This window comes from Acinetobacter sp. UBA6526, assembly GCF_002434875.1.
In the GTDB taxonomy this organism is placed as follows: Bacteria; Pseudomonadota; Gammaproteobacteria; order Pseudomonadales; family Moraxellaceae; genus Acinetobacter; species Acinetobacter venetianus.
Window position 1 is genome coordinate 1 of sequence record NZ_DJLC01000089.1, and the last position, 25,055, is coordinate 25,055.

Sequence of the window (25,055 nt, forward strand, 5' to 3'; positions counted from 1 at the left end):
CATAATCACAGGGATTTCAGCTAAATTTTCATCTCTTTTGAGGCGACGACAAAGATCTACACCACTGACACCACCCGGCAGCATCCAATCCAGCAAAATAAGTGCAGGACGCTGATCAACGATAATCTGATGCGCTTGTTTTGCATCCTCAGCTTGTAAACATTGGAAGCCTGCCATATCCAAAGAGGTATGGATCATTTCACGAATCGGTAGCTCATCATCGACAATTAAAATATAGTCATCTTTCACAGCGCAATACCCTTAAATCTGTAACGGTTAACCGTTTTGTTGTTATGACAGGCTTATTACAAAGATTAATTATGACAATATCATTGCAAAAGAGTTAATAAAGTCGAATTTAGCAATAAATTGTGACAATTATGCGTCACAGTAGTGACCAGATGATGACAAGTTGTTTAACAATAATGCAAATAAATTCATTTGGTTAATATCAATGCATTTTAACAGTTTTGATTGTCACAAAACTGTAAAACGATTTTAATTTTTTTGTGATGTTGTCTCGATGAAAGATAAAAATACCGCACAACATGCCGATAAAACATCTGCTAAGGGCTGTTTAAAGCCTTCAGAGACCCAACGAATAATAATATGTGTTACATAACCATTCAGTCCTGTGGCCATTAATGACACTTCTTCGGCACTTTGAGGTGCATTTGGCATGGTAATCATGACAAAGCCTTGAATAATGCGGTCGAACTGGGTCAACGTCTCTTGGATGGTTGCTTGGTTATGTAAATCTTGTACCAGCATCGCATCAATATAAATAATACGTGCCATACGAGGGTCATCTTTAATTGCATTCAATAATGCAGATAATCCAGCTGTCACCATATTTGTAGGTACGGGTGCCGCCATAAGGACAGCTTGAGTGAGGCAATTTTGCATTTTCTCAATCATTTTTAAGAAAACGGTTTGGAAAAGCTCCTCGCTTTTCTTAAAAGATTCATAAAAGTAACGTTCAGTCAGTTTGGCTTCATTACATACATCTTTCACGGTGACTGAAAAAAAGCCATTTGTCCCATATAGATGAATGCCTGCTTCTATCAGCTTTTCGCGGCGCACTTCTTTGCGCTCAGTTAAAGATAAGCCCTTAAATTGACGTTCTTTTGGCGCTTTTGGTTTTTTTTGCACATTATCAGTTGAAATTGTCATTGAATTAACCGTCACCTAAAAATATAACTACCGAGTTTGAGGAAATAAATGTATTTGATCAAATGATTTAGTAGAAAGCTATAGTGTACTATATTGACAAGCATCATTGTCAAAACTATATTGACTATAACTTAAACTGCACATGATTTATGCAAATATGTGCATATCATTCGTAACAAGGGATAGGCAATGAAAAATTTTAAAAATAAAGTCGCAGCGATCACAGGTGCAGGTTCTGGGATTGGACAACAGCTTGCAATTTTATTGGCTAAACAAGGCTGCCACTTATCGATTAGTGATATCAATGAAAAAGGCTTAGCACAAACTGTTGAGATCCTTAAAGAATATCCAGTGACAGTAACAACAAAAGTACTCGACGTTTCGAACTGCGATGCAGTAAAACAGTGGGCACAAGAAACTGTGCAAGATCATGGTTGTGTCAATATGATCTTCAATAATGCAGGGGTTGCATTAGGCTCAACAGTAGAAGGCGCGAGCTATCAAGATTTAGAATGGATCGTAGGAATTAATTTCTGGGGTGTGGTATACGGCACGAAAGAGTTCCTTCCATTTATCAAACAAACCAAAGATGGTCACATCATCAACATCTCGAGTATTTTTGGTTTAACGTCACAACCAACGCAATCTGCGTATAACGCAACTAAGTTTGCTGTGCGTGGTTTCACTGAATCATTACGCCAAGAGTTAGATATTGAGAAAAGCGGCGTAAGTTCGCTTTGTGTTCACCCAGGTGGTATCCGTACCAATATCGCAAAAGCTGCAAAAATGAATGACAGCTTGAAGAGCTTAGGTATGGACCCGAATAAATCAATTAAACAATTTGATAAGTTCCTTCGTACACCACCAGAAGAAGCAGCTCGTCAAATTCTCAATGCTGTATTGAAAAACAAACGTCGCCTCTTGATTGGTACAGATGCTCGCATTGTTGATACATGCCAACGTTTATTCCCAACGGGTTATCAGCGCATTGCTGCACTTGCAACTAAAATGATGTAAGTTGTCATCATTAAAAAAGCCATTCTCTGTGAATGGCTTTTTTATTTTTGGTCGAAGTCAACAGTCCCTAATTAAATCAGAACTTTAATTTTTGATTTCTTCCAAAAGAATTGATAATAACTGGCTTGAAATATACATAAGCAGACAAAGGAAAGTGCATAGGCAATCCAAATGCCCGTTAATCCCCAAAGTGAGCTAAACCAATAAGCACATGGCACTTCGATTAAAATAATCGTGAAAATATTAATCAGCATCGGTACATTAACGGTTCCGCTGGCACGCATAATTGAAGCAAAGATCGCACTCGCGCCAAAGAATAAAATTGACCACAACACTATAAATAAAAGCTGCTGACCTAATTCAATTACACTGTGTTCAGTAATAAATAACGCCATTAAATACTTTGAGAACAGATAAGCAAGCGTGATTAAACTTCCAGTGAATAACAGATTCATGCCTAAAGCTGTACGCGTCACTTTTGCGAGCAAATTGGGTTTACCTGCGCCAATTGCCTGAGCTGCAAAAATAGAAGCCGCGATGGAAATGGATAAGGCTGGAAATTGAATATAGTTCAAGACTTGGTTCACTGCACCGTAAGCAGCAGTGGCATGTGCGCCATAACGGTTGACGAGTCCAATGATGACCAGACCTGCTAAAGAGGTCGTCACCATTTGAATGCCCGTCGGGATGCCTAATTTTAAGATTAACTTACATAATTCGGCATCATAATGAATATGCTGCAAAAGTTGACGGTCAATTTTCAGCGGATGATTTTTATAGTTAAGATAAAAAGCCAAGAAAATTAGAACTGCCGCATAGCCCATAATGGTTGCGATGGCTGGTGCAATAATGCCGAGAGCGGGAAAGCCAAAATAGCCTTTCAGTAACACAGGCGTAACAGCTAAGCCAATTAAACTGGTAAGGCTCAAAGCAATCAGTGGGGTGACACTATCCCCAACGCCTCGCAGAATCGACGTATAAATAATATAGACAAATAATAAGGGACTGCCTACGAGCATCCATTCTACATAGGGTAATGAGAGATGCATGACGGTTGGATCTGTGCCCAATAAATTCAAAATATGTTTGGCGAAGATCAGGCCGAGAACAGCAATAATACTGCCGCCGATCAAGGTCATAAATAATGTTGAGCCGATAACAGCACGCACTTTTTGTAAGTTTTGTGCGCCCCATGCCTGACCCACTAACACCGTTGTACCTGCTGAAATCCCGATCACGAATGCCAACAAGAAGAACAAAATTGGAAAGAACACTGATACAGCGGCAATCGCATCAACCCCCATCATTTGCCCGACGAAAATGGTATTAATCGTGCCAGACAGATTTTGCAGAATATTGGTGGCGATCAGCGGCACTAGGAAAACAAAAAAGGTTTTCCATAAATTGGGTTGCATGACGAGGGGTTGACGAGGTGTCATTCAAATTCCTTAACGCTTCATCCTAGCTAGAATGAACAGCTTTTGTTCAACATAGCACAAGCAGTGTTGAAGTGATGGTAATTCAATTTTATTTTTTGTTGATTAGCAACGCTCCAGGATTTCACCCGCTCGTTGTAAGGTTTGATCTGTCTTGGCAAAGCAGAATCGGATTAATCGCAGTGAACTCGGTGCTTGCTGGTAAAATACAGAAATTGGAATCGCAACAATTTTGTGTTGCTCCGCCAAGAATTGACACATTTCAATATCATTTAAATCGGGGCGAATCTTACTGTAATCGAGATTTTGAAAATAAGTACCTTGTGATGGCACAAACTTGAAACGAGAGTTTTGGATCTGTTGATTAAACAGGTCTCGTTTCTGCTGATAAAAACTTGGCAGCTCTAAAATATGCTCAGGATGCTGTTGCATATAATTTGCTAAAGCGATTTGACAGGGCGTAGTGCCACAGAAATTGGCAAATTGATAAATTTGTCTAAACAGCTGCATCAAGGCTGGAGAGGCGACACAATAACCCGTTTTCCATCCTGTAACATGATAAGTTTTTCCAAAAGAACCGATGACAAAACTACGATCACGGAGTTCTGGAAAATGAAGTGCGCTGTAGTGCATTTGTCCATCAAAGACCAAATGTTCATATACCTCATCGGATAGCACTACAATATTTTTATTTTGAATGAGTTCAATCAGTCGCTTCCAATCTTGTTCTGACCAAATTGCACCTGTTGGATTGTGAGGAGTATTGACAATAATCATGCGAGTTTTTTCGTTAATACTGTCTTTTACTTTTTGCCAATCTACGTGAAAAGTAGGCGCTTCCAAATGGATATGGATCGACTGACCACCTGCCAGTTGAACTGCTGGGCCGTAACTGTCATAGCTTGGATCAAAGATAATGACTTCATCACCAGCATGAATACAGGCTTGGATCGCGCAAAAAATCGCAATGGTTGCGCCGGGTGTGATGGTTATTTCAGTAACAGGATCAAGTTGTTGTTGATCGCGTGCAAAGAACTGTTTCGCGAGTTGTTCTCTTAATGCCAGTACTCCATCACCAGCAGGGTATTGATTATAGCCATCCAGTGTTGCTTGGCTAAGCGCTTCAAGCAGTGCGGGTGGTGCAGGAAAGTCAGGAAAACCTTGTGAAAGATTCAGCGCTTTGAGTCGCTGTGCAAGCTCAGTCATGACACTAAAAATCGTAACGCCTTGGCTTGGGAGTTTTGACTGAAGTTGCAACATGATGATTAACCTCATTCCATTTTATTTTGATGTGATTGTAGCGATAAAAAATGGCTTTTTCCAAATTGTCGATCTCAAAAATAAAAAGTGATCTGTCTCTCTCGATCTTTCGAAAAATGTGTTTCTGATCAAGAGAAATACTGGAATTGTGTCTTAATAAAAACAATACTGACAGAATTGGTCGGTTTTGATTTAAATTTGTCAAATTAATCGTTAATTTTCAACAATATACTGTATTTTAATTTTATTTTTTAAGCGATATAATTTATAGCGAGTGATTAAAAGAAATACAAGTTATTGTGAAATGGGACATTCAGTAATGGACAGTTTCGATCTGAAAATACGCTATCCACATCATATTGATTTAAAAGATGTAGAGCAGCTTGGAGCACTCAATACCATTGGGGTGTTAACTCGTTTTGATAAAATGGGTTGGAAACAGCAACTTAGTCGGTGGCTGCAATTAGATGGTGCAAGTCCAACTTTTACCATTACAGATGGAAAGACGGAACGGACGATAGAAATTGTTTTGAATACTTATGGCTCAGCGCAAGAGCTGAAGTTTATTGTAAAGACAGATATTCCAGTAGTTGTTGCTAAAAAACAGATATTTGGACTAATTACGCGTCAGGCAAAAGAAAAGATTCATTTCAATCAATTGTCATTAGTGCAAGTGAAAGCTTATCTCACTGCATTTTTAAAGCAGGATACAGATGCTTTAGCGCGCTATTACCAAGAAAGTAAATATGTGGTCTGATCTTTTGAAAGGGGCGAAGTATCTCTTCTCTAAATTTGGTCTAATTCTGATTGTATTTTATTTAAGTTACGCCAATCTCAACTTTAAGTGAAAATCTATAGAATCCCCCTTTGATAAAGGGGGACTAATTCTGAAATTACTAGAGGTATTGAATTTTTGATGTTCCTCCCTTTTTAAAGGGAGGTTAGGAGGGATTTTTAAACATATCAAAAAGTATATATGCAATTGATATTAAATTATTTTTATATAAGGGTAAGATTGGCTTTTAAATTATAAAAAAGAGCGGCAAAACAGTGATATCTTGCCGCTCCTGAGTAGATCATTTACAAAACATTTTCCACAATCGCGCGAATAACTCCGAGCGCCAAACCGATAAATGCACCTACGATCACACCATTCACACGAATCATATGTAAATCACCACCAACCTCACTTTCGATTTTGGCAATCATTTCTCTTGAGTCCCATTCATGGATGCGTTCGCTGATATAACGAATAATCTTGTCGCTATATTGCTCACTAAAATTGATCGCTAAGCCGACCATTTTTTCATTCAAAACTTGGCGAACTTTTTCATTCTGAATCAAGCTTTCTCCAAGCTGTTGAATCGCAGCCTGCAAGTTGGTTGCTATGCCTGAATCTTCCTGCATTAAATCAGTTTTGATCGCATCACATAAAATAGCGATGGCACCACTGATAAAGTTGAGTACTTGTGGACTATCCAAAAGTGCATCTTTACCATCATTTAAACGCTGGCTCGCTTCACTATTGCCATCTGCAAGTTGTAACATCAGTGAATGCGTTGTCGCTTCAATGTCTTGTCGCCACGGATGCTCTGGATTCGCCAACATGGATTCCACTTTTTCAATCAGTGAATCAATGGTTCTTTGTTGTACATCAATACCGATCCAACTTGCACCTTTTGCCAGTTTCCAAACACCCAATTCTTGAAAGAGTTTACGGGATAAATCGCGAGCTTCTTCTGGATGTGAAACCATCCATTCATGTGCAAGATCAAGACCTCGTTGTAGAACATCTTGATGGAAATCATTTTCCAAAACGGCACGTAACATTTCGCTGGCAAGCTTATTGATTTTGGTACTACGCACCCATTGCACACTGTTATTTTGAACGAAATGTGCGATTTGATCTTGGCTGACAAATTCAAAAATTCTGGGCACAGTATGCTGGATCATCTGTACCACTTGTTTATTATTTTTTGGATTGGCAAGCCATTCGCCCACAGCCAAACTTAAATCTGCATTTTGCAAACTACGTTGAACGACTTGTGGTGATAGGAAATTTTCCTGTACAAAGCGACCCATAGATTCAGCTATACGGGCTTTGTTACGTGGAATAATTTCAGTATGGTCACGCAACAGCTTCGGTAACGGCATTTTCCCAAATGGATTACGAAATAGAACGGTAACGGCATACCAGTCAGCTAATCCACCAACAACACCAGCCTCAGCGGCAAGCATGAAAATATGGATGATCCATTTATATTCAGGGAGAAAATGTGCCGCGACCATTAAGCCAATCCATGACACCACAGCGATGATTAAGGCCATAGTGGCAAAGTATTTACTTCTTTGCAGGCTAGGTACGTGGATCTCTTCAGCTGAACTCATCTAGTCATCCTTTAAATTCATTTTTTGTTTTCAGGTGGCGCAGGTGGTTGTAGAACTTCACCTGTTGGACTCAACCCGTATTTTTGTCCCAAGGATTGCAAGATCAACTGAGCATCAAATGCATCAGGGGATTGTTCCTGAGTCTTGAAACATTCAATAGTATACGACACTTGGATTGGATCAATATTGACCACTTGTGGCATATCATAGAATGGATCAGGCCAAAAGGCGGGATGACGACGATAATAACCATAAGGGTAGTAATTAGGTGTTGGATAAATAACGGCCTGACGTTGAGCCTTGTGGCGTGCATTACTTGGGTCATCCATAACGGTGAAGTAACGGAAGCCATTTTTCACCGTGGTTTGCGCAGCTTTTAATAAGGTAATTTCCTCTGCGGTACCATAACTCAAATTATTATCAGCTTGAAAACCGACCCGGAAAGTTTTGTTATTTAATGGATAAGCGGTAAATTGGCCGAGCTGATCAAAGGTTCTCGGTTGAGTGGGTAAGCTTGCACATCCTGCCACTGTCAAAGCAACAAGGAGTGGGGTGCACATCAATAAACGTTTCATATGCAATTCCTATGGTTTAAAGCCGTGGGAGTAAGGCTTAAAAACTACTATTCGGTTGTGTTAAAAACTCAAGTTCTTCTGCTGAAGAGTCGCGACCTAAAATTTTATTCCGATGTGGATATCGACCAAAACGGTCAATAATCACCTTATGTTTTTTCTCAAAACTGAGATTAATTTCATTGCCTAAGCGTTGAAACAGTTGCAGCGCAAATTCATGAATGACTTTTGATTCACTATGCATAAACGGCATATATAAAAAAGAGCGCTGATCAGGGCTTAACTGAGCATCAAGTTGTAAACTAATTGTTTCTTGTGCCAGTATCAGGGCAATTCCATCATAAGCAAAGGCTTGAGCCTGATCTCGATATAGATTACGAGAGAACTGATCAAGGATAATAATTTCAGCGAGCCGTCCTTCTGCTGTTTTGCGCCATGACCAAAGTTCCCCTTGGCTTGCTTGTTGGTGAATTGTTTGAAAAAGCGCATGAATTTTTGCATCAAATTCATCACTTTTCGCATACCAAAGTGAGCGATGATCTGGATCGAACCAAAAATCTAGAATATCTTGCGCTTGCATGGGTGAGTACTCTTCGGAAGGTTTATTTTCAATAAAATCACAATTTCAGCGTGTCTTATGTAACAAGATTGTGATAAAAATTGCCAAACTAAATCAGATGACTAGCGCAGAATTGTCGTTATAATTGGCATCACAATGAAGTCGTTCCCTTTGATTTGGTCGGCTGATCTTGAATAAGCGAGCATATAAATTATGAATCAACCCAGCACACATTCTTCCTCTGTGATACCAAATTGGGTAGATGCTTCGCTATTAACAGGGATGCTGCGTGGCATAGAGCGTGAAAGTTTACGCATGCAAAGCAATGGATTTTTATCACAAAAAAACCATCCTAAAGCTTTAGGTTCAGCGCTGACGCATCCACATATCACCACAGATTATTCTGAAGCGTTGATGGAGTTTATTACCACGCCGCACAACACTATTGCTGCTGCATTAAATGAGTTACGCGATATTCACACGGTTGTACATCAACATTTGGAAGCAGGTGAAAAGCTATGGCCATTATCAATGCCATGTATGCTGGATGATGATGAAGAAAATATTAAATTAGCCCAATACGGCACGTCTAATATTGGGCGTTTTAAGACCTTGTATCGTCATGGTTTAGGTGTGCGTTATGGTCGCCGTATGCAGACAATCTCAGGCGTACACTATAATTTATCTTTCCCTGAAGAATTGTTTGCCGAATTAAAGCAACATGAAAGCAATCCTGAGCTAAAGCAACTTAGCCTACAAGATTATCGCAGTCATCGTTACTTTGGTTTGATTCGTAACTTTATTCGTTTAACGCCATTGGTTATGTATTTATTGGGGGCAAGTCCTTCAGTTTGTCGTTGTTTTTTAACCAATCGCCAACATCATTTACAGCCGTTGGTCAAAGGTACACTTTATTTACCAGAGGCAACGGCATTGCGAATGGGGCGTCTGGGGTATCAGAATTCAGCTCAGAAACAATTAGGAATTCATTATAACGACTTGCATGATTATTTAGAGGGATTGCAAAAGGCAGTGCATACGCCGTATCCACCCTTTACTGATTTAGGTTTGAATGATCAAAATGGCGAACCTATTCAGATTAATGACCATGTTTTACAGATTGAAAACGAGTACTACAGCCTTGTCCGTCCAAAACAAGTGCCTGAAGCTGGAGAGACACCGTCACAAGCATTGAAAAATCGTGGCGTGGGATATGTCGAACTTCGTGCAGTAGATGTGAACCCTTACAGTGAAATTGGGATCGACGAAATAACGGCAGGTTTCTTGGAAAGTTTAGCGCTTTATTGCTTACTGCAAGATAGTCCAGATTTGTTTGATGAAGAACAAGAGCAAGTTGATCGTAACCAAACTGAAGTGGTCAATCGTGGTCGCGCAGCTGATGCCAAAATTGAAGAAGGGCATACAACAACTTCATTACAAGCTTGGGCGCAAAAGCATTTAGATGCCATCAAAGATTGTGCTGTTTTATTAGATCAGATGTCGGCGACATCACTGTATCAAGATGCGCTGCATATTATGCAACAGCGTTTAGATCATGTTGATGCAACACTTTCATCGCATGTGATTGAAGATACTTTGAAGCATGGCGGTACTTGGAATTTTGGTAGCATGATGGCTGAGCAGCATGTCCATCGTTATGATCAACATCAGTTAAGCCAAGAACGAGCTGAATATTTTGAACAGTTAGCGCAAACTTCTTTGCAAAAACAGTCGCAACTTGAACAAGATAACGACACGAGTTTTGAGCAATATCTTGCACAATACCGTTAAAATTTTAGAGGACTTCCCATGCGATGGAATTACCGTTTAGTTAGTGCAGTTCTGGTACTGACCAGCATTATTGGTATCTCGTTTGCGTTGTATTTAGAGCATGTTCAAGGTTTAGAACCTTGCCCGCTGTGTATTTTCCAACGTATTGGTCTCATTGGAATGGGGCTAGTGGCGTTGATTGCATTTATTCATAATCCTATTTCAAATGGTTTTAAGCGGTTTTATGCATTATTGGCAACTTTATCAATTGGTTGGTCTGTTGGTGTTGCCGCTCGCCATGTTTGGTTGCAGCATTTGCCACCAGATAAGGTGCCTAGCTGTGGTCCAGGTTTAGACTATTTAGTTGAAGCATTGCCAATGAAAGCAGTTTTCCAAGAAGTGCTTTCAGGTTCTGGTGAATGTGCTGCAATAGATTGGACTTTCTTAGGTCAATCACTACCTGTTTGGTCGTTTATCTATTTCCTTTTGATTTTATTGGTTTGCTTATGGCAGTTATTTAGAAAGTATCCAAAATAAATATTATTTAGATATTTTAAAGCCCTAGAGATCATGGTGTTTCTAGGGTTTTATTTTTGGTTGAAAATTGAGATCCAGAATTAAAAAAACTACGCATAGGATATAGACAGATAGGTCTGTTTTTTGTAAAGTGCCGCTGATTATTTACACTATTGATTATAAAAAATGCTTTTTAATATATTTAATGTATTAGAAAAAATGGGGCTAAGTGCACAGAAGCGTGCGATACACGTACAATTTTCTAATAACCTTCTGAATAGTCAGATTTTTCTTCAGAGAATACAAGGGCAGCATCAACTTAATTCAGGTTTAGAGGCTGAATTAATTTGCCTTTCAACCAATGCTCTAATTCCCTTAAAACAATTTATTGGAACGCAGGTTGCAGTTGATCAGGTTACCGACTCAGGACAACTGTTTCGAACCACGGGAATTGTGACAGAGGCCAGTTATGGACAAAGTGATGGCGCTTTAACGCTATATAAATTGACCATAAAAGATGCGACTAGTTTATGGCATAAACGTCGTAATAGCCGAGTTTTTATGAATAAAACGATTGTGGAAATCACAGAAGTTTTATTCAAGGAGTGGCAAGAACGAAGTCCACTTTTTGCAACAAGTTTAAGTCTTGATTTGAGTGGCTTAAGCCAAAATTACGACATTCGTCCATTTGCGATGCAACATAATGAGTCAGATTACGACTTTCTTACACGTTTATGGCGCAGTGAGGGTGTGAGTTGGCTCGTTGATGAAGCTGAACTTTTTGTACTTCATTCGAATATACCTATCAAAGCCCAAAAGCTGCGATTGATTGATGATAATAGTCATTATAAAGCTTTAGCTCGACGTAGTATTCGTTATCACCGTAGTAGTGCAACAGAATTCCAAGACAGCATTACGGATTTTGTTGCGATACGCAGCTTGCAACCGACTGCGGTGCATGTGCAACGTTGGCAACCCGATGCTTTAGCACAAGACGAAGGTGCAGGCTCAGTGGTTACAACTCATAATCATTCGGAAAGCTTTGATTCCGCCAGTTTGAGCCTTGAGCAGGCATGGCACATTAGCCCAGCTTGGATGCAAGACTTGCAGGGGGAAGACCAAGCCACTGCTTCTGGGAACAGCCAGTTAGAAAAACTGAATCAACAATTCAATGACATGTATGCCAGCCAAGCCAAATACTTTAAGGCTTATAGTACTGTGCGTGATAGCCAAGTTGGTTATTGGTTCAATTTTAGGGAGCATCCCGAAATTGATCTGCATAATGGGGTTGATCAAGAGTTCCTAATTATCGCCAAAAATTTCTATAACCAAAATAATTTACCGAAAGATATTCAGCAACAAGTTAACCAATTATTAAGTCATAGTCGTTGGGAACAACAACGTTATGTGGACGCTGAACGTCAAGGTAATGAACTGACTTTAATTCGTCGTCAAATCAAAATTATTCCTGAATATGATCCAGAACAGCATCGTGCTATAGCCTATCCACAACGTACCAAAGTGGTTGGCCCTGAAGGCGAAACCATTTATGTAGATGAGTGGGGGCGTATCAAAGTCCGCTTTCTATTTACCCGTATTGACGATCATGGACATGATGGTGGGGCAGGTAGCAATGACAATGACACTGATTCAGCATGGGTCGATGTTCTCACGCCTTGGGCTGGGGAGGGGTACGGTGCACGTTTCTTGCCACGTATTGGTGAGGTGGTAGTCATAGACTTCTTTGATGGCAATATTGACCGTCCTTTTGTCACCGGGCGAATTCATGAAGCGCAGCGTTCACCGACCAAGTTTGATATTAAAGGACAGCTTCCAGATACCAAAAAACTCAGTGGTATCCGTAGTCAGGAGGTTAATGGTGGTGGTTTTAACCAGTTACGTTTTGATGATACGACAGGACAAATTAGTACCCAGTTACAAAGTAGTCATGCTGCGACACAATTGAATTTAGGTAATTTAAGTCATCCTAAAATTCAAGAAACTAGTAATGGTCGTGGAGAGGGCTTTGAGCTTAGGACCGATGCTTGGGGCGCTGTACGTGCTGGCAAGGGTATGCTGATTAGTACTTATGCCCAAGAACAGGCAATTGCTGATCATTTGGAAGCCCAATCTGTGAAACAACAATTGCAATCTAGCCAAGGTAATGCCAAGGCACTTAGTGAAGTTGCCAAGAATCAGCAGACTGATGAAATTGAATCATTAGAACAATTAAAAGAATTTGCCGCGGGGATTGAGGAGAAGATTGCTAAGTTTAATAAGGCAATGCTTTTACTCAGCTCACAAAATGGTATTGGTTTAAGTAGTGATGAAGATATTCATATCTCTGCGGATGGACAAATCAATCAGACCGCCAGCGGCAGTATTAATCTAAGTTCACAAAAAAATCTGATTGCTCATATACAAAACAAGATTAGTTGGTTTGCAGCTGAAAATGGCATTAAGCAGGTTGCAGCGAAAGGAAAGTTTGAAATGCATGCACAGTCAGATGGAATTGATTTCTTCGCCAAGAGAGCTATTCAGGTAATTTCAACTGAAGATAAAATTTATATTACTAGCCCTAAGGAAATTAGCTTTACGGCTGATGGATCTGCATTAAAAATCAATGAGTCTGGTATCTTTCTTATTACTAGTGGTAAGTTTGAAGTTAAAGCGGGACAACACAAATTTAAGGCTGGGCAGCAAGTTAAAGTAGAGGTTCCAACTTTACCTATCGTTGATGAAATGAAAACATTCACTAATAAATGGGATTTTTATGACTTATTTTATGAGTCTAATTTTTCAGAAGTAAAATATAAATTAATCAATAATAAAAATAACTCTTATGTTTCAGGAACTTTGGATGCGCATGGACGAACTCAGCGTATTAATACATTTAACAACGATGATCATGACATTCTCATCGGTACCGATGGTGACTGGACAGTTTCATTGGATGATGGAATAGAGGTTGAAAATTTTGAATACAACTGTAGTTGTTCGCATGAAGATCATCTGGATCAGGAAGAAATATAAGTATGGATTGTTTAGCTAATATAAAATTTTTGGATGTGCTTAATCAGCCTATTAATGGTTTAGTTCACCAACTTTGGATCGGTTCAATACTCATTTCTGATCATGTTACTTCTACTAGTGGAGAATCTGTATGGATTAAACGTCCAGTTGGAACAATTATTGATGTTCGGGTAAAAAGTCTTACATCAGGAGAATATAAATCAAAAGTTAAAATACAGCTTATTGGTGAAAAGACCATATTCATTGTACGTAGCCCAAAAGTTTTATTAAAAGGTGTAAAACTTTCGGCAAAAGATGTAGCTACGGGCACTTATGTAAGATCAACCTATATTGTTGCAGAAGGAGACTATCTAGGTCGAATTGCGGATGATAATCATACTACTATAAACGAATTGATAAGAATTAATAACTTAGAAAGCGATTCAGATATTCGGCCTGGGCAAATTTTAAAGATCCCTATTAAAAAAACAGAAGCGCAAACACCATCATCTGAAGTTAAGCAAAAAATACAAATAGTAAATCCAAGTCAGCAAGAAAAAACAAAAATTATTGTTGTTCAACAGAATGATTCTTTAGCCTTAATTGCTAAACTGACTAGTAATACAGTTGATGAAATAAAAAAACTCAATGGTCTAAGTAGTGAGAAGCTTGGTCAAACGCAAAAATTAAAGGTCTATGATCGTCAAGTAGCATCTATAGTAAAAAAAACGCAAATATTAAAGAACAAAGAAGAGGAAAAGCCAGTAACGCTACCAAAAGTTACGCAAGATGCATCAAAGAATAAGGAAAAGGCTCCTATAGTAAAAATAGAGTCTAAGGCTCAGGCCACCTCTAAAGTTTCTCAAAGAAATGAAAAGGCAATTGCAAGGTTGCATCCCCAAGTGAGGGGATTAATGAGGAAGTTTATTAATGATGTATATCTGAAGCATCAAATACAGCTTGTTATTGTTCAAGATTATAGAACATATGAACAACAAGATGCTTTATATGCAAAGGGTAGAACAACTTCCGGTCGGATTGTAACAAAAGCTAAAGGTGGTCAAAGTAATCATAATTTTGCCTTAGCTGTTGATATTTTTCCATTGTGGGCAGATGGTAAACTTCATATGGATGCAAAGTCAGATGCTGAAAATATTAAAATTTTGAAAAAGGTTGCACCTATAGGAAAGAGTATTGGGTTGGAGTGGGGCGGAGACTGGAAGTCAATTACTGATAATCCACACTTTCAATTAAAAACAGGCAAGACAATGTCTCAGCTTAGACAATTAACTAAAGATGCTGGTGGAGACCCTTTAAAGGTGAAATATGATGTTAAATAAGAAGCTTTTTCTCGTAAAAATTACTACTATTATTTTTATGTTCTTAACAGGTTGTAATCTATCAGCTAAAACAAATCCATCTTCTGAAAAGGTTTTTGAGCTCGATTTAACAAATCAAGGAATTAGCTCCGAAGGTGGGGGGATAGAATTGGAAAAGAGCGGGAAGAACTGTTTCCTTATACTTAGTATTTATGGAGAAACAGGTCAAGAAAAATACAAGTTTAAATTTAATAAAAATAATTTGATATCAACTAATTATGTGAATTACAGATATAGAAATGGATTGATAAATATCGATGACGATCTTAAAGATCTTATTGCAGATGATCATAGTGAGCTAAGTGATAGTGATATGGAGTTGGTTGTCGATAAAGTATTTATTGGAAGCGAAAACATAAATATTACCCAAAAGTTTAATACATATAAGCGGAAAGTACCTTCCAACATTTTAATTAAGAACTGTAACTAAACTTTAAGAAAACCATTTAGTTATCGAATTTAAATAGTTTTTATCTGTAATAGCTTATGCGGCTCAAATCTATTCTGAGTTCGCGATACACTATGACGGGGTTCTTTTTGAGATATATGCAGTCATAACCTACTAAAAAGTGAAGCTTTGAAAGAGTAGAAGAGCTTATGCGCTAAAAAAATGTGCTGCTTGGAGTACTTAGGTACCAATGTAACAACTTATCTTTTAAATATTTTTGTAAAAAAAGCTCAGCTATACAGCTGAGCTTTTTAAATTTTAAGTCTCAACAATTCCTTCTAGATCATCAAAGGTATAATTATTCGGCACATTAATCATATGTGTTTGAACACCATCCTCAATAACTTCACCGACTTCTGGATATAACCAACGGGTGATTTGTTCAGCGACACTTGAATGATATTGAATTTCAAAATGATTCAAACCATAAAATACGGCTTTATGCGTATCTGGCAATTTAAGCTGAAAACGAGGGTTTGGATGTTCACCCAAAGCACTCTTAACACTGACGAGATAATCCCCAATTACTTTAAGTGCTTTATTTTTAACTTTCTCAAATTCTAATGTTCCAGCAATCAGGAATGTGTTGATATGTGAGGGTAATGGCGCTGGCTTACGATTGTCATCTGCAAAGCCGATACGTGCGTCATTATGTTCCCAATCATCATCACGAACACTACCATAACGCAGATCGAGTATCCCATTACTACGGACATTCACTAATTGACCAATAAGACTGATAAAAGGGAAAGCACCCAGTTTATCTTGTAAAATAAATCCAAAGCGTTCAAGTACCGCACCATGATGAGGCGAACCGATACAAACGAGGTTCTCAACCATGTGAACCCATTGATATAAGTTCTGTTTTCCATAAAACAATGCACTACGAGAGACTAACCCACCCATACTGTGACCGATTAAATCGATACTTGTAATACGTGGATTTCGTTGTACTAAGTCTTCCAATACATTGGCAAAACTACGACCATTCGCGGAAATACGACGGCCTGTGTTGTAGTTAAGGTACAGCATCGTATTATTGTCACGTTGTGCTAAGAGGCGTTCACCAATCCCACCATAACGTTGATTTGACCAACTTAAATGGTTCATACATAAACCATGTGTCAAAATCACAATACGCCCAGTTAGCTCACCTTGCTGTAATGATCCATAATGATCATAAAGCACCATTGGTAAAGCCATTGGATTGTGCTGTTTCAAGAAGAAATCACCAAAGATTCCATTGAGTGCACCAACTACAAAATGAAGGGTTGGATTCAATGGTTTATCATGCAAAACAGGAAATTTTTCAACGATATGGCGTAAACTTGGTGCAAGAAAACTGCTACCGTATTTTTGCAGTGCATCGTAAGAAAATTGATAAAATTTCTGTAGTTGCGGCAATTTTTGTAATTTTTTTGCTTTTTGTGCGCTTAAACCAAGTGTAGTCCTTAACACTTCAGTTTGCACCAATTGCACCAATTCGTGAACACCACTTAAACTTGTGCTCACAAGTTGTGCCAAACCTTCCAAAACATCTGCCTGACTTGGGGGCGTACTGTCCCATTTGCAGTAGGTTTCATGCAGAGGTGTTAAACTTGGCATTTTTATTTCCCCATCCTTGATATATATACCGAAGGTTTGAAGTTATTAACTTATCATTGTTTAGATAAACTACAACAAACTCTTACATCTTATGTCTTTCATAAGTAATTTTTTTAGAATACTGATGAACGGAGTACAGTATCGTTATTTGTGTCGGACAATATCGAGCTTAAATGTAATTTATATTGTTATATGTTTATCTATTAAGCAGAATAATGTGATTTATTTCACAACAAGTCAAGTTGTTGTCTATTTTGGTGCGTATGGAAATTATATATTTACACGGCTTCCGTAGTAGTCCGATGTCTATAAAAGGGCAACAATTGAAACATTATTGTGCAAAATTAGGCGATGTGCATGTTCATCTCCCTGATTTAAATCTTTCTCCAGATCAAGTGATTAAACAAGTTTCTGCCTTGATTGAGACATTACAAAATCAAAAAGTTGTGTTGGTAGGGAGTAGCTTGGGAGGTTTTTATGCGACATACTTTGTCGCCAAATATGCTTGTCCAGCTGTACTGATCAATCCTGCTATGCAACCATGGCAATTATTTCAAGATTTATTTGGGATTGAGCAAATACCACTCAAAGTCACCGAATCATGGACACTTGATCATGATCAATTGCAGCAATTACAATCGATTGCTGACACGAAGTTACGTCATGCTGATAAAATTCTCGTGCTATTGCAGCAAGGCGATGAGGTCTTGGATTATCGTCAAGCACAACGTTATTATAGTGCAGCAGGTCCATCCTCATTGATTTTAACCGACGCTAATGGTAATCATGCAATGGATGATTTTGAAGAAAAATTACCCTTAATTCTCGAGTTTTTATCGGCAGCCATCCAATAAGGAAGTCAGACCCAGTGACACAATACACGGCACAATCCCTTGAAGTTCTTTCTGGTTTAGATCCTGTTCGTCGTCGACCAGGCATGTATACCGATACCTCGCGTCCAAACCATTTGGCGCAAGAAGTGATCGATAATGCTGTGGATGAAGCACTCGCAGGACATGCAAGCCAGATTTGTGTCAAGGTTTATGAAGATGGTTCTTTATCAGTAGAGGATAATGGGCGTGGTATGCCCGTCGATATTCATCCTGAATATGGGCAAAGTGGTATTGAGATTATTCTGACCAAGCTGCATGCAGGTGGCAAATTTAGTACCGATAATTATCAATTCTCGGGTGGTCTACACGGTGTTGGGATTTCCGTGGTCAATGCTTTATCTACGCGTGTTGAAGTTGCCGTTCAACGACAAGGCAATTTGTATCAGATGGCCTTTGAGCAAGGCGAACCTGTTGCCCCTTTATCCGTATTGGAAGGTAAAGTTGCAAAACGTGCGACGGGAACTACAGTACGTTTCTGGCCAGAAGCCAAATATTTTGATAGTCCAAAATTTGCATTAAAAGCACTAAAACATAATTTAAAGGCCAAAGCAGTTTTAGCGGCAGGTCTCAAAATTACTTACGACGATAAGATTAATAAAGAAAAGATTGAGTGGCAGTTTGAAAATGGTCTAGTTGACTATTTAATGGATGAGTTGGAAGACCGAGAGATTTTACCAAGTCCTGCATTTGTGAGCAGTGGGCAAGCAGAACGTGCTGCATGTGAATTTGCGATCTGTTGGAATGTCGAAGGTGGTGAACAAATTCAAGAAAGTTACGTCAACTTGATTCCAACCGCACAAGGTGGTACTCATGTGAATGGGTTACGTTCAGGTGTAACCGAAGCTTTACGTGAGTTTTGTGAGTTACGCAGTTTGTTACAACGGAACGTCAAACTTTCTGCTGAAGATGTTTGGGATGGTGTGAATTTCATTTTATCTTTGAAATTTCAAGAACCTCAGTTTTCAGGTCAAACCAAAGAGCGTCTATCGAGTCGTGAAGCATCCAATATTGTTTTAAATATTGCCAAAGATGCCTTTGCTTTATGGTTAAACCAACACGCCGAGATTGCGACACAATTGGCTGAGATGGCGATTGCTAAGGCTGGGCGTCGTCTAAAAGCGGCAAAGAAAGTTGAGCGTAAGAAAATTGTTGCAGGGCCAGCCTTACCTGGAAAATTAGCAGATTGTGTGGGCTTAACGCGTGAAGACAGTGAATTATTTATTGTCGAAGGGGATTCTGCGGGTGGCAGTGCCAAGCAAGCGCGTGATAAGAATTTCCAAGCGATTATGCCGATCCGTGGAAAAATCTTAAATACATGGGAAGTATCTTCAGATGAAGTATTAGCTTCACAAGAGGTACATGATATTGCCATCGCCATCGGTGTTGATCCGGGAAGTGATGATCTTTCTGAATTACGTTACGGTAAGATTTGCATCCTTGCTGATGCAGACTCGGACGGTTTACATATTGCGACGTTGCTCTGTGCCTTATTTGTGAAACATTTCCCTGCCTTAGTTGAAGAAGGTCATCTTTTTGTGGCGATGCCACCGCTGTTCCGTATCGATATCGGTAAAGATGTGCACTATGCCTTGGATGATGACGAACTTGAAACCATCTTGAAAAAGATCAAAGGCAATAAGAATCCACAAATTACCCGATTTAAAGGATTAGGTGAGATGAATGCCAGTCAGCTACGTGAAACGACAATGGACCCGAATACACGTCGTTTGGTGCAATTGGATTTGGATGATGCACATTTAACTGCTGGTTTGTTAGATAAGTTACTTGCGAAAAAACGTTCAGCCGATCGTAAGCATTGGTTAGAACAAAAGGGTAATTTAGCGGATATCGTGGTGTGATACCGGATCAAAAATAATTTTTAAAAGCCAAGCATATGCTTGGCTTTTTTTCTTATTAATATTATTGAGTCTTTTATTGAATAAATTTGCATCATTTTAGTTCATTACGTATTTTTTGTATGCAGTGTTGTATACAAGATTGGATTTTCATCCAAAACTTATAGTTAATATTTATATAAAACAGCATCTTAAATTGTTGGCATAGAAATTGAATAACTCCATTCAGTAAAGATCAAAATATCAATGGGTGGAGAAAAAAGATGCAAAATAAATTCATGTCAATGTCTGTGTTAATGGCAGCGATGATGGGGGTAGGCTTGGTCGGTTGTTCTAAGCCAGCGGAAAAAACAGAACAAACAAAAACAGAATCCACAGCGACACCAGCAGCTGATGGTGACACGATTAAAGTGGGTATTCTTCATTCACTTTCAGGTACGATGGCAATTTCTGAGACATCACTTAAAGATACTGCCCTCATGACCATCAATGAAATTAATGCCAATGGTGGAGTATTAGGCAAAAAATTAGAACCTGTGGTGGTTGATCCTGCATCTGATTGGCCGTTGTTTGCTGAGAAAGCGCGTCAGTTAATTACTCAAGATAAAGTTGCTGTAATTTTCGGTTGTTGGACTTCAGTTTCTCGTAAATCTGTTTTACCTGTTGTCGAAGAACTCAATGGGTTGCTGTTCTATCCAGTGCAATATGAAGGTCAAGAACAATCTAAAAATATTTTCTATACAGGTGCTGCACCGAACCAACAAGCGATTCCAGCTGTTGAATATTTAATGAGTGACGAAGGCGGTAAGGCTGAGCGTTTTGTTTTACTCGGTACGGACTACGTTTATCCGCGTACCACCAACAAGATTTTACGTGCTTTCTTGAAGTCTAAAGGCGTTGCCGATGCAGACATCATGGAAGAATATACGCCATTTGGTCATAGCAACTATCAAACCATTGTTTCAAATATCAAAAAATTCTCTGCGGGTAAAAAGACTGCGGTGATTTCAACCATCAATGGTGATTCAAACGTTCCTTTCTATCGTGAGTTGGGTAACCAAGGCATCAAAGCATCAGATATTCCAGTGATGGCTTTTTCTGTCGGCGAAGAAGAGCTACGTGGTATTGATACTAAACCGTTGGTCGGTCATTTAGCATCATGGAACTATTTCATGTCAGTTAAAAATCCGAAAAATACGGATTTTGTGAATAAATTTAAGCAATACGCAGTCGAATATAAATTGCCAAATGCTGACAAAGTTGTGACCAACGATCCAATGGAAGCGACTTATGTCGGAATCAATATGTGGAAACAAGCGGTTGAAAAAGCAGGTACAACCGATGTTGATAAAGTTCGTGATGCAATGGCTGGTCAAACCTTCGCAGCACCATCTGGCTATACCTTAAAAATGGATGAGAGCAATCACCATTTACACAAGCCTGTGATGATTGGGCAAATCCGAGCAGATGGACAATTTGATGTGGTGTATAAAACCCCTGAGACCATCAAAGCAGAGCCTTGGAGTCCTTACATCCCTAAATAATTTCTTTCAAACCTGCTGTTTTAAGCAGCAGGTTTCTTCATTTTCCGCTTCAATCATTTCAAAAATACAGTAAATAAGGGGAGTCATATGGCGAAACAATATGTTTTGGCGCTGCTCTGTGTCATGGCGCAAGTGATTTTTAGCCCTGTATGGGCAGAGCAAGCCACATCGACGATAACACCAACAACAGTGACGCCTACAGCTTCTCAAGATGCAATTCAAACCTTTGTTCAAGCAGATTTTGCAACACGCCGAGCGATGTTGAATCAATGGCCTGCAAGTATTGAGGAGCTTGATCAATTGGTTGCTTATATTGATCAAAATCAGCTCTATACTGATAGCGTGGGACATACTTATATTCTGCAAGATGATGAAAAATTATTAAGCTATCCACAACAACAAGTCATTGAAAATTGGCCTGCGGACTTATCTCAAGTGACGTTGGTTAATACTTTACGCAAAGCTTTAAATTTCGGACAAGCCAAAGTTAAGCTCAATTCAAATGACGCATCGCAACGTTTAGCAGCGGTTGATATTTTAGAAAATAATTTGGATGAGCTAGATATTGCAACGGTAAAACAACTTTATCTGAATGAGAAAAATGATCAGGTCAAAGCACGTTTAGCGCAATTGAAAGCGCGTTTAGATTTTAACAGTACCGATGAGTTCACCAAGATTGAAGCAGTCAAAGTTCTTTCAGATTCTAATCGTCCTGATGTGTTGGCATTGATCGAACAGAGCTTAGCCCAACCCCAAAATAACGCAGTATTAAAAACAGCTTTAGTCGATGCGCAAAAGAAAATTAAAACACGTATTCAAATGAGTGAATGGTCTGGACATGTATTTTCGGGTCTAAGTACAGCAAGTATTTTACTTCTAGCGGCGTTGGGACTTGCGATTACTTATGGTTTGCTTGGTGTCATCAATATGGCGCATGGTGAGCTGATCATGATCGGCGCGTATACCACTTATGTAGTGCAAAGCTTCTTTAAAACCCATTTTGCTGGCTTAGTCGATTGGTATTTATTGGCTGCGATTCCTGCTGCATTTTTAGTGAGTGCTTTAATTGGTATGTTGATTGAACGCACTGTGATCCGTCCGCTTTATGGTCGGCAACTCGAAACATTATTGGCAACTTTCGGGGTCAGTCTGATCCTCATGCAAGCGGTACGCATGATTTTTGGTGCTCAGAATGTTGAAGTTTCCAATGTGGCATGGCTCAGTGGCGGGATTGCCGTTACTCCAAGTTTAATGCTGCCGTATAACCGTATTGCCATTATTGGCTTTACTGTTGCGGTGTTGCTGTTGTTGCTGTTCTTACTCAATAAAACCCGTTTCGGATTATTTGTCCGTGCGGTCACGCAAAACCGTCAAATGGCGCGTGCGGTGGGGATTCGTTCAGCGCGTATCGACATGATGGCATTTGGTTTGGGTTCTGGTCTAGCTGGTCTTGCTGGTTGTGCTTTGGCTCAAGTCGGCAATGTCGGGCCTGACTTAGGACAAAACTACATTATTGATGCCTTCCTTGTTGTTGTGGTGGGCGGTGTCGGTCAAGTTTGGGGTGCAGTACTTGCCGCGTTAGGTCTTGGGATCAGTGGTACGGTCTTGGAGATCGGTCTAGGTGCTGTTCTTGCAAAAATTATTCTCTTGGTTCTTGTGATTTTGTTTATCCAAAAGCGTCCACAAGGTTTGTTTGCCATCAAAGGTCGTTTCGTGGAGTAAGCCAATGAAAATCACTTCTCTCTTTGCAGATAAACCGTATAGCGCCATAGCGATTGCAATTTGTTTTGCAGTGTTGATGGCACTACCGTGGTTACATTTACTTTCTCCAGATTCTGCATTTTATTTGTCTGCTTACTGGATCACCTTGATTGGCAAAATCATGTGCTTGGCCTTAGTCGCATTGGCATTGGATTTGGTTTGGGGCTATGCAGGCATTTTGAGCTTAGGGCATGGTTTGTATTTCGCTTTAGGTGGTTATGCGTTTGGCATGTACTTAATGCGTGAATCGGCAGGTGATGGCTTGCCTGATTTCATGCGCTTTTTGAGCTGGACAGAATTGCCTTGGTATTGGATCGGAACAGAGCATTTTTTATGGGCCTTGGCTTTAGTCGTACTGGTTCCAGGCTTAATTGCTTTTATCTTTGGCTTCTTTGCTTTCCGCTCAAAAATTAAAGGCGTGTATTTCTCAATTATTACCCAAGCCATGACCTTTGCGGCAGCGCTATTGTTCTTCCGTAATGAAACAGGCTTTGGTGGTAATAATGGTTTTACTGGTTTTAAAACGATTTTAGGTTTTGACATCACCTCAGCACCGATGCGTGCCAGCTTATGTTTTATGACTGCTTTGGTTCTGATGTTGTGTTTTATTGGTTTGCGTCAATTGATGAATCGCCCTTATGGTCGCGTGCTTGGCGCGATTCGAGACAGTGAAAATCGTTTGCAATATCTGGGTTATCGCACGCTTTGGTACAAGCTGTCTGCATGGGTGCTTTCTGCGGTGATTGCAGGCATTGCAGGGGCGCTGTATGTCCCGCAGGCAGGCATTATCAATCCAAGTGAAATGAATCCTGTGAATTCGATTGAAATGGCAGTTTGGGTGGCAGCAGGTGGTCGTGGCACATTGATTGGACCAATCTTAGGTGCTGGTTTGATTAATGCAGTGAAAACTTATTTTACCGTGGCAGCACCAGAAGCATGGTTACTCATCCTTGGCGGATTGTTCATTGTGGTGACTTTATTCTTACCAAAAGGTGTGATTGGTTTATTTGACCGTTTTAAAAAGGAGAGCAATTAAATGAGTGATTTATTAACAAACTCTGCTCAACATGGCGGTCAACTCGGTGAGGGCTATGGTCGTGCTAAACCTCAAGGCGCTGACTTTAGTCATGGTATCGCACTTTATTTAGAAAAAGTCAGTGTTTGGTTTGATTCGTTTCGTGCCTTGAATGATTTATCGCTGTATATCGCAGAGGGTGAATTACGCTGCATCATTGGCCCAAATGGTGCAGGCAAAACTACCTTAATGGACGTGATCACAGGCAAAACTCGTCCGACGACAGGCACGGCCTTTTTTGGGCAGAATTATGATCTTGCCAAAATGAGTACTGAACAGATTGCGGAAGCAGGAATCGGTCGTAAATTTCAAAAACCAACGGTATTTGAAAATTTCACGGTGATGGAGAATTTACTTCTCGCAGCGCCGCGTGACAAAAGAGTGAAGAAAAGCTTTTTTAGTCGTTTAGACCCAGAAGCGCAGTTGGCATTGGATGAGAGTTTGCAGCAAATTCGTCTGCAAGAGTTCATTCATAAACCCGCAGGCTTATTGTCACATGGTCAAAAACAATGGTTGGAAATCGGTATGTTGTTGATGCAACGTCCGAAACTGATTTTGTTAGATGAACCCGTCGCTGGCATGACCGATGCAGAGACAGAGCGTACTGCTGAACTCTGTTTAGAATTAAAAAAGAATCATACCTTGGTGGTGGTGGAGCATGATATGAGCTTTATCGACACCATTAGTGAAAAAGTCACAGTCTTGGCACAAGGTGCAATTTTGGCAGAAGGCACATTGGCAGAGGTTCAAGCCAATGAAGATGTAATTGAAAAATATTTAGGACGCTAGGA

At 39.6% G+C, this 25,055-nt stretch carries 21 protein-coding genes; 13 read left to right on the forward strand and 8 right to left on the reverse strand.

Going from position 1 to position 25,055, the window contains the following annotated elements; genetic code table 11:
- Positions 1–249, reverse strand: a 249-nt coding sequence (locus B4237_RS05560) for a response regulator (protein WP_286942079.1), incomplete at its 3' end; no start/stop codon positions are given.
- A 249-nt stretch (positions 250–498) separates the two neighbouring features.
- Positions 499–1,173 (reverse strand): TetR/AcrR family transcriptional regulator, encoded by a 675-nt coding sequence (locus B4237_RS05565; RefSeq protein WP_004878134.1) that lies wholly within the window; start codon positions 1,171–1,173, stop codon positions 499–501.
- 189 nt (positions 1,174–1,362) lie between these two features.
- On the opposite strand from B4237_RS05565, the gene B4237_RS05570 reads away from it, so the two are divergent.
- Positions 1,363–2,190, forward strand: coding sequence for an SDR family NAD(P)-dependent oxidoreductase (locus B4237_RS05570; RefSeq protein ID WP_004878132.1), 828 nt, complete (start codon positions 1,363–1,365; stop codon positions 2,188–2,190).
- Between the two features lie 71 nt (positions 2,191–2,261).
- Here the strand turns inward: B4237_RS05570 and B4237_RS05575 are convergent, their stop codons facing one another.
- Both B4237_RS05575 and B4237_RS05580 read right to left on the reverse strand, forming a co-directional pair.
- The gene (locus B4237_RS05575) at positions 2,262–3,629 is read right to left on the reverse strand and encodes an MATE family efflux transporter (RefSeq protein ID WP_278595790.1); all 1,368 of its coding nucleotides are present in this window, start codon (positions 3,627–3,629) and stop codon (positions 2,262–2,264) included.
- 102 nt (positions 3,630–3,731) lie between these two features.
- On the reverse strand, positions 3,732–4,886 hold the full coding sequence (locus B4237_RS05580; protein WP_278595789.1) for a pyridoxal phosphate-dependent aminotransferase: 1,155 nt from the start codon (positions 4,884–4,886) through the stop codon (positions 3,732–3,734).
- A 319-nt stretch (positions 4,887–5,205) separates the two neighbouring features.
- On the opposite strand from B4237_RS05580, the gene B4237_RS05585 reads away from it, so the two are divergent.
- Positions 5,206–5,643 carry a hypothetical protein gene (locus B4237_RS05585; RefSeq protein ID WP_061393126.1) on the forward strand — a complete coding sequence of 146 codons (438 nt, stop codon included), beginning with the start codon at positions 5,206–5,208 and terminating at the stop codon, positions 5,641–5,643.
- A gap of 323 nt (positions 5,644–5,966) precedes the next feature.
- Here B4237_RS05585 and B4237_RS05590 read toward each other — a convergent pair whose 3' ends face one another.
- Genes B4237_RS05590 through B4237_RS05600 form a run of 3 tightly spaced genes read right to left on the reverse strand, consistent with a single transcriptional unit; the run spans position 5,967 to position 8,426 of the window.
- Positions 5,967–7,274 carry a DUF445 domain-containing protein gene (locus tag B4237_RS05590; RefSeq protein ID WP_004878124.1) on the reverse strand — a complete coding sequence of 436 codons (1,308 nt, stop codon included), beginning with the start codon at positions 7,272–7,274 and terminating at the stop codon, positions 5,967–5,969.
- 17 nt (positions 7,275–7,291) lie between these two features.
- Entirely contained in the window at positions 7,292–7,849 is a 558-nt protein-coding gene (locus B4237_RS05595) for a CC0125/CC1285 family lipoprotein (protein WP_007481433.1), read from the reverse strand.
- 37 nt (positions 7,850–7,886) lie between these two features.
- Positions 7,887–8,426, reverse strand: a complete 540-nt coding sequence (locus B4237_RS05600; RefSeq protein WP_019385655.1) for a DUF924 family protein — start codon at positions 8,424–8,426, stop codon at positions 7,887–7,889.
- Between the two features lie 192 nt (positions 8,427–8,618).
- Between B4237_RS05600 and gshA the strand changes: the two genes are divergently transcribed.
- The 5 genes from gshA (at position 8,619) to B4237_RS05625 (ending at position 15,512) form a co-directional block, all read left to right on the forward strand.
- Positions 8,619–10,196: a glutamate--cysteine ligase gene (gene gshA / locus B4237_RS05605; protein WP_061393124.1), complete on the forward strand. Its 1,578-nt coding sequence runs from the start codon at positions 8,619–8,621 to the stop codon at positions 10,194–10,196.
- A gap of 18 nt (positions 10,197–10,214) precedes the next feature.
- Positions 10,215–10,712, forward strand: a complete 498-nt coding sequence (locus B4237_RS05610) for a disulfide bond formation protein B (protein ID WP_286942087.1) — start codon at positions 10,215–10,217, stop codon at positions 10,710–10,712.
- A 165-nt stretch (positions 10,713–10,877) separates the two neighbouring features.
- Positions 10,878–13,724, forward strand: a complete 2,847-nt coding sequence (locus B4237_RS05615) for a type VI secretion system Vgr family protein (RefSeq protein ID WP_286942089.1) — start codon at positions 10,878–10,880, stop codon at positions 13,722–13,724.
- Positions 13,725–13,726: 2 nt separating this feature from the next.
- Positions 13,727–15,043, forward strand: coding sequence for a LysM peptidoglycan-binding domain-containing protein (locus B4237_RS05620; protein WP_278595786.1), 1,317 nt, complete (start codon positions 13,727–13,729; stop codon positions 15,041–15,043).
- Entirely contained in the window at positions 15,030–15,512 is a 483-nt protein-coding gene (locus tag B4237_RS05625; protein ID WP_278595785.1) for a hypothetical protein, read from the forward strand. The genes B4237_RS05620 and B4237_RS05625 overlap by 14 nt, the downstream gene beginning before the upstream one ends.
- A 276-nt stretch (positions 15,513–15,788) precedes the next feature.
- On the opposite strand, the gene B4237_RS05630 is transcribed toward B4237_RS05625, so the two are convergent.
- On the reverse strand, positions 15,789–17,135 hold the full coding sequence (locus B4237_RS05630; protein WP_007481419.1) for a hypothetical protein: 1,347 nt from the start codon (positions 17,133–17,135) through the stop codon (positions 15,789–15,791).
- A 263-nt stretch (positions 17,136–17,398) separates the two neighbouring features.
- Here B4237_RS05630 and B4237_RS05635 point away from each other — a divergent pair, with 263 nt between their 5' ends.
- The 6 genes from B4237_RS05635 to urtD all read left to right on the forward strand — a co-directional run bounded on the left by B4237_RS05635 (position 17,399) and on the right by urtD (position 25,053).
- Positions 17,399–17,989, forward strand: a complete 591-nt coding sequence (locus B4237_RS05635) for a YqiA/YcfP family alpha/beta fold hydrolase (protein ID WP_004878115.1) — start codon at positions 17,399–17,401, stop codon at positions 17,987–17,989.
- A gap of 14 nt (positions 17,990–18,003) precedes the next feature.
- Positions 18,004–19,887, forward strand: a complete 1,884-nt coding sequence (gene parE, locus B4237_RS05640) for a DNA topoisomerase IV subunit B (RefSeq protein WP_286942095.1) — start codon at positions 18,004–18,006, stop codon at positions 19,885–19,887.
- Between the two features lie 260 nt (positions 19,888–20,147).
- Positions 20,148–21,428 carry an urea ABC transporter substrate-binding protein gene (urtA, locus tag B4237_RS05645; protein ID WP_004878113.1) on the forward strand — a complete coding sequence of 427 codons (1,281 nt, stop codon included), beginning with the start codon at positions 20,148–20,150 and terminating at the stop codon, positions 21,426–21,428.
- An 87-nt stretch (positions 21,429–21,515) separates the two neighbouring features.
- Positions 21,516–23,150: an urea ABC transporter permease subunit UrtB gene (urtB, locus tag B4237_RS05650; RefSeq protein ID WP_278595783.1), complete on the forward strand. Its 1,635-nt coding sequence runs from the start codon at positions 21,516–21,518 to the stop codon at positions 23,148–23,150.
- Positions 23,151–23,154: 4 nt separating this feature from the next.
- Positions 23,155–24,225 carry an urea ABC transporter permease subunit UrtC gene (urtC, locus tag B4237_RS05655; RefSeq protein WP_023012705.1) on the forward strand — a complete coding sequence of 357 codons (1,071 nt, stop codon included), beginning with the start codon at positions 23,155–23,157 and terminating at the stop codon, positions 24,223–24,225.
- A complete protein-coding gene (gene urtD / locus B4237_RS05660) occupies positions 24,226–25,053 on the forward strand; it encodes an urea ABC transporter ATP-binding protein UrtD (protein ID WP_007481413.1) in 828 nt (275 codons plus the stop codon). It abuts the gene before it with no gap.
- The last annotated feature ends 2 nt before the right edge of the window (positions 25,054–25,055 follow it).